The sequence below is a fragment of the Cupriavidus pauculus genome, assembly GCF_002858765.1.
In the GTDB taxonomy this organism is placed as follows: Bacteria; Pseudomonadota; Gammaproteobacteria; order Burkholderiales; family Burkholderiaceae; genus Cupriavidus; species Cupriavidus pauculus_B.
Map to the genome: position 1 here is coordinate 234,057 of NZ_PJRP01000011.1, position 7,003 is coordinate 241,059.

A 7,003-nucleotide genomic window follows, 5' to 3' on the forward strand; every position below is an offset into this window, starting at 1 on the left:
CGGCTGCGCGGGCAGGAAACAGGTGACCTCATGAAACACAGCACAGGCCCGACCGGTGGTTTTGCCGATATCCTCACCGCCCATGCCGAGACACGCGCCGACGTGGTGGCGCTGCGCTTCCTGGCCGACCAGGGCGATGCCGTGGCCACGCTGACCTATGCGCAATTGGCGCGTCGCGCGCGAGCCATCGCGGCGGCCATGCACGCGCATGCGCCGCCGGGCGAGCGCGCGCTGTTGCTGTTTCCTAGCGGCCCCGACTATGTCGCCGCGTTCTTCGGGTGCCTCTATGCGGGCATCATCGCGGTGCCCGCCTATCCGCCGGAATCGGCCCGGCCGCAGGCGTTGGCGCGCATTGTCTCGATCCTGCACGATGCGTCACCGCGCCTGGTGCTGACCACCGCAGCCCTGCAGCCCGCTATCGAGGCGGCGCTGCAGGCCACGGGTGGCACCTGCCGCGTGATGGCCGTCGACGCCGTCGACGATGCCTGGGCAGACACCTATCGTCCCGTGCCGGGCACCGAGCCCGTTGCCTTCCTCCAGTACACCTCCGGGTCAACCGCACAGCCCAAGGGCGTGATGGTGACCCATGACAACCTGCGCGCCAACGAGGCCGCCATCCGGCACGGCTTTGGCATCGATGCCGGCGACACCATCGTGAGCTGGCTGCCGCTCTATCACGACATGGGCCTGATCGGCGGGCTGCTGCAGCCGATCTATAGCGGGGTGCCGGTGGTGCTGATGTCGCCGCAACGCTTTCTGCAGCGTCCGCTATGCTGGCTCGAAGCGATTGCCGCCTACGGCGGGACGGTTAGCGGCGGGCCGGATTTTGCGTATCGCCTCTGCGCGGAGCGGATCCCCGACGCTGCCGTTGCAGGCCTGGACCTGAGCCGCTGGCGCGTGGCGTTCTCCGGGTCCGAACCGGTACGCGCCGATACGCTGCGTGCCTTTGCCGAGCGATTTGCATCGGCAGGGTTCCAGTCGACCGCGGTCTACCCGTGCTACGGCCTGGCCGAGGCCACGTTGTTCGTCAGCGGCGGGCAGCGTGGCGAAGGGCTGCGCACGCTGCGGCTAGACAGGCATGCGCTCGCCGAAGGCCACGCCGTGCTCGCCGACGTTCAGGCCGGCACACCCGATGACGGGGAGTTCACCGAGCTTGCTGATTGCGGCGCGGTGGCGCCGGGACACGCCATCCGCATTGCGCATCCCGACACGGGTGACGCCTGTGCCGACGGCGTGATGGGCGAGATCTGGGCCGCCGGCGATTCCATCGCATCGGGCTACTGGCGCAATGCAGACGCCACGGATGCCGCGTTCCCCGAGCGCGACGGCCACCGCTGGCTGCGTACCGGTGACCTCGGTTTTGTCGCGGACGGACGGCTGTTCATCGGCGGTCGCCAGAAGGACATGATCATCGTGCGTGGCCAGAACCATTATCCGCAGGATGTGGAAGCGGCGGTGGAGCGCGAGGTAGAGGTTGTCCGCAAGGGGCGCGTGGCAGCGTTCGCCATCACGCTCGACGGCGAGGAGGGCATTGGCGTGGCGGCCGAGGTGGGGCGTGGCGTGCAAAAGCTAGTGCCGCCCCAGACGCTGGCGGCAGCCATCGCCCAGGCCGCGGCCCAGGCGCATGGCGAGCCGGCGCGGGTAGTCGTGCTGCTCCAGGCCGGCGGCATGCCCAAGACATCCAGCGGCAAGCTCCAGCGGCAGGCGTGCCGGCGCGGCTGGCAGGACGGCAATCTCGATGCCTATGCCGTGTTCGAAAACGGCCGTCAGGCCGGTGCGATGAATCACGTTGCTCCGCCGGCCACCTCCACGGTAGCCACCGGGCTATCGGCGGTCGAGGCGGCTGTCGCGGCGATCTGGTCGGACGTTCTGCAATCGCCCGCACTCCAGCCCACCGACAACTTCTTCGCCGTTGGCGGCAGTTCATTGGCAGCGGCGCGTATTCTGGCGCGTATCGACGAAACGCTTGGCGTGCGCCTGTCGCTGGGCCTGTTCTTCGATGCCCCCGAGCTGCGTGCGTTTGCGGCAGCGGCCGGACAGGCCGGCGCAAGCGTGGGCGCGGCGCCGGGCACAAACAGCGCCAGGACGCATGACGTGCCAGCCGACACGCCACCACGGCACGGCGATTTCCCTTTGTCGCCGGCGCAGCGCCGTCTGTGGTTCCTGGCACAGCTGGAGCCGGCAAGCCCCGCGTACCACATCGCCGGGGCGCTGCACGTGCGCGGCGTGCTGGACCGGCGCGCCCTGGAGGCGGCTTTCGCACGGCTGGTGCAGCGGCATGAGAGCCTGCGCACCACGTTCCACGAGATTGACGGCGAGGCAGTGCAGCGCGTGCATGCCTCGCTGATGCCCGCCATCACGTTCGAAGGCGCGTCGGCATCCGCATCGGGCGTTGACGAGGCAGGTTGGATCGAACACCAGATGCGCAGCCCGTTCGACCTGCCGGCAGGCCCGCTGCTACGCGTTGCGGTACGTGTGCACGACGCCGGGACCGCCACGCTGGTGCTGACGGTGCACCATCTCGTGGCCGACGGCTGGTCAATGAACGTGCTGGTTGGCGAATTCTCCGCGCTCTATCGGGAGGCCTGCGGTGCCGGCGCGGCGGGCCTGCCACCGCTCGTGCAGCAGTATGCGGACCACGCGGTCGCGGAGATTGCCCGAACCGGGCAGGCCCCGCTGGCCGGTGCCAGCCGCATGGAATGGTGGCGATCCTACCTGGGCGACGACCACACACCGCTGGCCATGCCCGCGGATTTCTCCCCGCCCGCGCGGCCGCAGCATCGGGCCGGTACGCTGGCGTTCGCGCTTCCGCCGGCACTGCATGCGGCGTTGCGGCGGTGTGCCGAACGCGAACGCGTCACGCTCTTCATGGTGCTGATGGCGGGCTTCCAGGTCCTGCTGCAACGCTATTGCCGGCAGGACGCCATTCGGGTGGGGGTGCCGGTGGCCAACCGTTACGCGCGGCAACTGGAGTCCGTGATCGGCTTCTTTGTCGATACGCGCGTCGTGCACACCGTGCTGGGCGGCGCCGAGTCGTTCTCCGCGCTGGTGCAGCGCATCAAGGCCGGCCAGCTCGATGCCGACCGCCATGGCGACGTGGCCTTCGAACAACTGGTGGAGGCGTTGCAGCCTGAGCGCGGCCATGACCATCATCCTCTGTTCCAGGCCATGCTCAACCTGCAGCAGCGCGACCTGGCACCCCTCCGCACGCTGCCGGACCTGGCCGTGGAGGCGGTGACGCAGCCCGTGACGCATGCCAAGGTCGGCCTGTACCTCAATGTCGAGGAGGATACGGAAGCGGGCACGCTTGGTGCAACGTTGCACTATGCCAGCGAGCGTTTCAGCGCAGCGTCGATGCAGGGCTTTCGCGACAACCTGCTGGACCTGCTGCAGGCGCTGGCCGACCAGCCGGAACGCCCGGTTGGCAGCCATGCGCTGGCATCGGTCACGCGGCGGGAAGTGGTGCAGGCTTGGTCCCAAGGGCGCGCGCTCCAGGCAGGCGAGGCGTGGGTACACGAGCGTATCGCTGCGCAGGCTGCCCTGGCGCCGGACGCCGTGGCGGTGATCGACGGCGCCCATCGGCTGCACTACGGCGCACTGGACGCGCAAGCCATTGCGCTGGCCTGCCGCCTGCGTGCCCAGGGCGTGGGCCCCGACGACCGCGTGGCGATCGTGCTCGGCCGCGGCGTGCAGGCGGTGGTCGCGGTGCTGGCCACGCTGAAGGCCGGGGCTGCCTACGTGCCGATTGATATTGAGTATCCCGCCGGACGGCGCCGCGACATGCTGGATGATGCCGCCGTGACGTGCGTGCTGACCGATGCCGGGCATGTGGCGGAACTGGCCGCCCAGCACGGCGTGCCGGTGCTGGCCGTGGAAGACGCGACGGCGCAATCCGGCCCCGCCATGCCGCCGCCGGCCACGCTGGCCGCCGACCACCTCGCCTATGTGATCTATACCTCGGGTTCCACGGGCCGTCCGAAAGGGGCGGCCAACACGCATGGCGCGCTGCGTAGCCGGCTGGCGTGGATGCAGGCCGAGTACGGCATGGGGGCCGATGACGCCGTGCTTTTCAAGACGCCGTTCAGCTTTGATGTGTCCGTCTGGGAGATCCTGCTGCCGCTGATGTCGGGCGGCCGCGTGGTGGTGGCTGCGCCGGCAGAGCATCGCGATCCGCAGCGCCTGTGCGAGCTGGTGCGTGCGCATGGCGTGACCACCGTGCACTTCGTGCCGTCGATGCTGCAGCTCTGGATCGAGGAGCCTGGATTGGCCGCGTGCAGTACGCTGCGCCGGGTGTTTTCCGGCGGCGAGGCGCTGTCGCCGGCTTTGTGCGTCCGGGTGCTGCACGCGCTGCCGAATGTGCGCTTCGACAATCGCTATGGGCCCAGCGAGGCGACGATCAATGCCACATGGTGGCGCTGCGATGGGGCGACGCCCGCCCTGACACGCGTGCCCATCGGCACGCCGATTCCCGACAGCGCTGTGCGTATCCTCGATGCGCGGCTCAATCCCGTGCCGCCCGGGGTGCCTGGCGAGCTGTATCTTGGCGGCGAGGGGGTTGCGCGCGGCTATATGGGGCGCCCGGCACAGACGGCTGAGCGTTTCGTGGCTGACCCGCTGGCAACGCGGCCGGGTGCGCGTCTCTATCGCACCGGCGACCTGGCCCGCTGGCGCGAAGACGGTGTGATCGAATACCTGGGCCGGATCGATGACCAGGTGAAACTGCGCGGGCTGCGCATCGAACTGGGGGAAATCGAGGCCCAGCTCCAGGCGTTGCCAGGCATCACGGCGGCAGCGGTGCGTGTCTGCGGCGAGCCGGGCCGCGAGCGACTGGCCGGCTATGTGGCCGCCGAGGCCGCCGAGGCCGCACAGGACCATGCCCGGCCCGCAGCGCTGCGCGCGGCGCTGGCGCAACGGTTGCCCGACTACATGGTGCCGGCCGTGATCCTGGTGATGCCCAGCCTGCCGCGCCTGCCCAGCGGCAAGATCGACCGTCGCGCGTTGCCGGACATCGGCGCCGAAGCGCCGGCGGGGGTGCGCCGCCTGCCGCAGGCGCCGGAGGCGCTTGCCATCGCGGGCATCTGGCAGCAGATCCTCCAGGTGCCGGAAGTGGGCCTGGATGACGACTTCTTCGCGCTGGGCGGCCATTCGCTGCTGGCCATGCAGGTGGTGTCGCGTGTGCGCGCCGCGTTTGACGTGGCACTGCCGCTGCGCGCGCTGTTCGATGCGCCGGTGCTGGAAGACTTTGCCGCATGCGTGTGCGCGGCAGTGGAGGCCGGCCAGCCGACCGACGCGCCCGCGCTCGTGCCAGTGGCGCGCGATGCGGACCTGCCGCTTTCGCATTCGCAGGAGCGCATGTGGTTCCTGTGGCGCAGCGAGCCCGACGGCGTGGCCTATAACGTGGGCGGCGCCGTGCGCCTGACGGGCACGCTCGATGCGCCCGCCTTGCAGCGTGCGCTCGACGCGCTGCTGCTACGCCACGAATCGCTCCGCACTACGTTCCCGGCCGTGGGCGGCGTGCCCGTGCAACGTATCGCCGCTGCACCGGATGTGCGGATCGCGCAGGTCGACCTGCGCGGGTTGCCGGCGTCCGGCCGACCCGATGCGCTGGACCGGCTGGCCGATACCGAGGCCAACACGCCGTTCGACCTCGAACGGGGACCGCTGCTGCGGATGACCCTGGTGGCGGAGGCCGACGCGCAGCACGTGTTGCTGGTGACCATCCACCATATCGTGTCCGAAGGCTGGGCCATGGACGTCTTTGCGGAGGAATTTGCCACGCTGTACGGGGCGATGGTCGTGGGGGACGACGCCATCGCTGCCTTGCCGCCCCTGCCCGTGCAGTACGCCGACTACGCGGTGTGGCAGCGCAAGTGGCTGGCATCGGGCGAACGCGCGCGGCAGCTCGACTACTGGCGCACACGGCTCGGCAACGAGCACCCGGTGCTCGAGCTACCGTCGGATCGTCCGCGCCAGGCGGTGCAGAGCACGCGTGGTGACATCTACCGCTTCGAACTGGATGATGCGCTGTCCGCCCGGATCCGCCAGTTCGGCACCGAGCACGGCGTAACCCTGTTCATGACCGTCAGCGCCACGTTGTTCGCGCTGATGTACCGCTACAGCGGCCAACCGCTGCTGCGGCTGGGCTTCCCGGTGGCCAACCGCGTGCGGCCCGAACTGGAAGGGCTGATCGGCGCCTTCCTGAACACACTGGTGCTCCAGTGCGAGATCGATGCGACGACCACGGTGGCCGACCTGTTCGCGCAGGTCAGGCGCGCAGCGGTGGAGGCACAGAACCATCAGGACCTGCCATTCCACCAGTTGGTGGACGCGCTGCAGCCGCGCCGCAGCGCGGCGCATAGCCCGCTGTTCCAGGCGATGGTCAATGTGCAGCGCTGGCGCTTCCAGCAGACGCGTGACGTGGCCGGCCTGAACCTGACGTTCCTGCCCAATGACTCGCGGGCCACCAAGTTCGACCTGATGCTCGACGTGACCGATATCGACGCGCGGCTGGGTTGCATGCTGACGTACAGCACGGACCTGTTCGACCGCGATACCGTGGCGCGCATGGCCTCCCACTGGCTGCAGCTGCTGCGGGCAATGGTGTGCATGCCGGACAGCCGCGTCGCTGCGCTGCCGATGATCGATGCCGATGCCCGGATGGTCCTGCGCGGGATGGGCGCGCCGTCTGCGGCTGCGTCCCACGCGGTTGACACGCTGCATGCCCGCATCGAAGCCCACGCCGCCGACCGTCCGGACGCCGTGGCCGTGGTGTTCGAGGACGAACGGCTGACGTACGCCGAGTTGAACACCCGGGCCAACCGCCTGGCGCACGCGCTGATCGGCCGGGGTGTCGGCCCCGAGGTCAAGGTCGGCATTGCGGCGCGGCGCTCGGCGGAACTGGTGGTCGGGCTGCTGGCGATCCTCAAGGCGGGCGGGGCGTACGTGCCGCTGGACCCGGACTACCCGCCGGAACGCCTGGCCTACATGATCGAGGACAGCGGCA

1 protein-coding gene is annotated in these 7,003 nt (G+C 69.7%); it reads left to right on the forward strand.

Going from position 1 to position 7,003, the window contains the following annotated elements:
• Positions 1 to 30: 30 nt before the first annotated feature.
• On the forward strand, positions 31 to 7,003 hold a 6,973-nt coding region (locus CYJ10_RS22060; protein ID WP_146002095.1), incomplete at its 3' end, for a non-ribosomal peptide synthetase.